At 30.6% G+C, this 3,576-nt stretch carries 5 protein-coding genes; all 5 read right to left on the bottom strand.

Annotated features, from left to right (window positions below; all coding sequences use genetic code 11):
* Positions 1–244 precede the first annotated feature (244 nt).
* Positions 245–466, bottom strand: coding sequence for a YdcH family protein (locus ACYUCW_RS17890; RefSeq protein ID WP_004242534.1), 222 nt, complete (start codon positions 464–466; stop codon positions 245–247).
* Positions 467–957: 491 nt separating this feature from the next.
* A complete protein-coding gene (locus ACYUCW_RS17885; protein ID WP_004247917.1) occupies positions 958–1,134 on the bottom strand; it encodes a hypothetical protein in 177 nt (58 codons plus the stop codon).
* A 216-nt stretch (positions 1,135–1,350) separates the two neighbouring features.
* Positions 1,351–2,346 carry a YbgA family protein gene (locus ACYUCW_RS17880; RefSeq protein WP_004247915.1) on the bottom strand — a complete coding sequence of 332 codons (996 nt, stop codon included), beginning with the start codon at positions 2,344–2,346 and terminating at the stop codon, positions 1,351–1,353.
* Positions 2,347–2,630: 284 nt separating this feature from the next.
* Complete coding sequence (locus ACYUCW_RS17875; protein WP_004242531.1) at positions 2,631–2,801, bottom strand: hypothetical protein; 171 nt, start codon at positions 2,799–2,801, stop codon at positions 2,631–2,633.
* Between the two features lie 202 nt (positions 2,802–3,003).
* A complete protein-coding gene (locus ACYUCW_RS17870) occupies positions 3,004–3,360 on the bottom strand; it encodes an MmcQ/YjbR family DNA-binding protein (protein ID WP_004242530.1) in 357 nt (118 codons plus the stop codon).
* Positions 3,361–3,576 lie beyond the last annotated feature (216 nt).

Genomic DNA, 3,576 nt, shown 5'->3' with positions numbered 1-3,576 from the left:
CTTTATAAAAACCTAAATAAAATTTAACTATACAACTTAACTAAATTAAATATTTTTATGCAGTATAAAATAAAAACATATAAACAGTATTAAAATTTTTAGTTCTTATTCACAAAAAATCAAAAGATATAAATATCATGAGAAATATTACCTTTAAACCATAATAAAAGAAGGCCATTAGCTATATGGCCTTCTTTTATTATTTCTATTTAATTTTATTAATTACATACAGTACTTATTTGTGCTACTCATCTTCTGGGGGATTTTTTAAGATCTGATGTATTTCTTCTTTTAGACGTAATTTTTGTTTTTTTAATTCAACAACTTCTTCTCCATATCCTCGCCTATCTCGGTGTTCTAAGCGTACAATTTTATGGTCAAGTTCATTATGTTGTTCAAACAGGGCTCGGAAATGGGGATCAGTTTGACGAAGCTTAGCAATTAAATCACGATATTCTGGAAACATATTACCTACCTTCCATTATCAATGAGTGATGAGTGTCATACTACTTTTAAGTCTCCCTTAAATTGCTGTCACTGTCATACTCTTTATGTGAAAAACAAGAGCGATATCAAGTAAAAATTAACATAAAACTACAACAAAGTAGGATATCGACACACTATTGCATGAAATTGGTCTAACTTAAGACTATAAAACAGGATAAGATAAAAATGCTCATATTTTATACGAACATCACTATTCTTCTATCAAAAAGCACTTATTGTTAATTCTATAAATAAATTTGAATTAAAGTAAAAGAGTTCTCTAATAGTTTTATATACCCATCTATTTGAGACACTAAGCCCAATGCCGCCACATTGGGCTTTTCTTTTTGCAATCAGTAAGTTGATAACACTAATAACTTAACTGATTGAAATAGAATCGCTAACAATCTATTCAATAATTTTTTATCGAGGATTTTAGTTAAGATTGTTGATTGTTACCCTCGTACTTCATTAATTACTATGCCCATTTTTAGATTGTTCTAATTGTAATGCCTGCTCCTTCCACTTGGAAAGGGCTAGCTCCTTTAGCCAATCTGCAAGTAATGGCATCGTTTTTATTGAATCTAATGCAGCTCGCTCTTGTTTGGTTAAACGAATAACAACGACTTCAGTTTTCATTGTAGACATATCAGCCTCTTTTTATAAAAAAAAGAATACTGACATAAAATATAAACAGAACGGTCTGACTTACATCCTTTTACAAAATATTATAATTTAACTTACATTAACAAAGCATTAAATACAAAAAGCAGTCCTATTCCCCTTGCTTTAAATATAAAATTCACTTATTAAAAATAGTTATTTTCTTTCTATAAAAATAGATACAGTAGTGGAATTAATATATTACAAACCATAACGTAATCTTAAAGATTGAGGATAAGGATAAAAGTATTTTTGTTTACTCAGATAATTATCTGGGTATTCTGATAAGTAATGATTAATTAATGTTAATGGTGCCAATAAAGGTTGTATTCCTTGACGATACTCTAAGATCAATTGGCTTAATGCTTGTCGCTGCTTAGAAGTTAAATCTTGCTTAAAATATCCTTGCACATGCATAAGAACATTAGTGTGATTACGACGTGTGGCTTGATGTTGTAATAGAGCCATAAATCGATTACGGTATTCAACAAAGAAAGTCTCTAATGAATCCCAATCTTTATTGTTAGCAACAAAGCGCCCTAGTTGCCGATAAAGCGGTTGTGAATGAGCTAATAACAATAGTTTGTATCTTGTATGAAAATCAATTAATGCCTGGCGAGTAAAGTTATTTATTTTCAATTGATTTAGCTCATTAAGCGCAAACACCCGTGTAATAAAATTTTCTCTAATATAGGGATCGTTTAACCGCCCATCTTCTTCTATAGGTAACCACGGCATTATTCTTTTCAGATTTTCAGTAAAAATGCCTGTACCCGATTTTTTATTGCCGTTGCCTATTGGATCATAAACCCGGACACGTTCTAATCCACAACTGGGTGATTTCGCACACACGATATAACCGCTAAATTGATTAAATCTCCTCAAATATTCTATAGAGTAATCATTCATCATTTGGGTTAAGTCACCTTCACTTCCATTACTAAATTTTAACCTAACTTCACCAGTCTTAGACTGAACTAATCGTAATGCTGGTCTGGGTGTCGGTAAACCAATAGCCATTTCTGGGCAAGTAGATTGATATTCAAAGAACTCAGATAATTCATCAGCAGCAAGATGACAACATTTATGCCCACCATCAAACCTCACTTTATCCCCTAATAAGCATGAACTAATACCTACGATAATTTTTTTATGCGTAAAATCATTTTGTTTAAGACTCATAAGAGTTTTGGGCATGGCTATGACCTCATATGAAACAATCACCTAACCTGACTAATCAGATTAATAAATCTATGCTCATAATTTATCTTAGTAACATAATGCTACTTTTACTATGTTTATCATTTAATTAGTTTGTAAAATATTATTAAAAGAAAGGATAGCCGTTAACCACTGATATCACAATATTGATAGATATGAATAGCAAATAGCTAATATACTTACAGCAAATATTAGCTATCTGATTAAATTGATTGATATTTAGTAATAATTAAGTTATTAATCAATAAGTTAACACTGTGTTAATGCACGGAACTATAATACTCAATAGATAAATCATCCACTTTTGCACCACTAAACTGAGCCCATAGTATAATTGCAGATAATACTTCTTTTTCATTCGTTGCAATAAATAGATTTACAAAGGACGTTTCGTTCCATAGTCCACTCACTTTATAAACCACTTTGTTCATCTTTACTCCACCTGACGCTATCAATGACTTTAAGGAAACACAGATTCAAAACTGTTATAAAGTTATTTTTAACATGGGTGCACTTTTGCTTTTTCCAAGTCATATAATCATCAAAAATAGATGCTTTTTCTAAACATATTCTATTTATAACTATAAGTTTTTATTATATTCACCTTGTTATTGATTATTAGTATTAAGCCTTTCACTGCGTCAGTTCGTAACTTTCAGAAATTAATGATTTTAGCTCAGTATCATCAAAATCTGTGTCTAAGCGAATAGAAATCCAATGCTCTTTGTTCATATGATAAGCGGGATAAACTGCTTTTTTTAAGCGTAGAGCACCCACTAAAGGCACCGGTACTTTTAAGTTAATCACATCGACTTTATTATTTTTACCCGTATCAAATAGCTTGTTTTCAGCGACATCCATGATGACGGCGAACCATTTAGAATGATTATGATGTCTGAAAACCGCATAATTAGGGTACTTACTCCATAAATATTCGGGGATTACGGCATATGTTTTCTGTATATACTCGATAAGCTCTTTTCTATTCATTGTCCGGTCATCTCATAAAATGATGTATAACTTGGTCACTAAACGCATGATCTCTAACATTAAGGCATCAGCCTGTTAAATAATTTATTATACATTTGTTATTTAACAATGCTAAATGTAGAGAGAACCCGACTATATTGTTATTATTATTGCTACTTATTTTTATTATCAATACATAAATTATTTATAAATATTTTTAGTATTGTACATATTTTT

The sequence above is a fragment of the Proteus sp. MB838 genome (assembly GCF_054767435.1).
Note: the sequence above shows the minus strand (reverse complement) of the source record. Positions and strands in the feature narration are given on the sequence as shown.

Excerpts from the sequence above, each read along its gene's own strand:
- ACYUCW_RS17870 (WP_004242530.1), bottom strand. The coding sequence starts at position 3,360 with ATGAATAGAAAAGAGCTTATCGAGTATATACAGAAAACATATGCCGTA.
- ACYUCW_RS17875 (WP_004242531.1), bottom strand. The coding sequence starts at position 2,801 with ATGAACAAAGTGGTTTATAAAGTGAGTGGACTATGGAACGAAACGTCC.
- ACYUCW_RS17890 (WP_004242534.1), bottom strand. The coding sequence starts at position 466 with ATGTTTCCAGAATATCGTGATTTAATTGCTAAGCTTCGTCAAACTGAT.
- ACYUCW_RS17885 (WP_004247917.1), bottom strand. The coding sequence starts at position 1,134 with ATGTCTACAATGAAAACTGAAGTCGTTGTTATTCGTTTAACCAAACAA.
- ACYUCW_RS17880 (WP_004247915.1), bottom strand. The coding sequence starts at position 2,346 with ATGCCCAAAACTCTTATGAGTCTTAAACAAAATGATTTTACGCATAAA.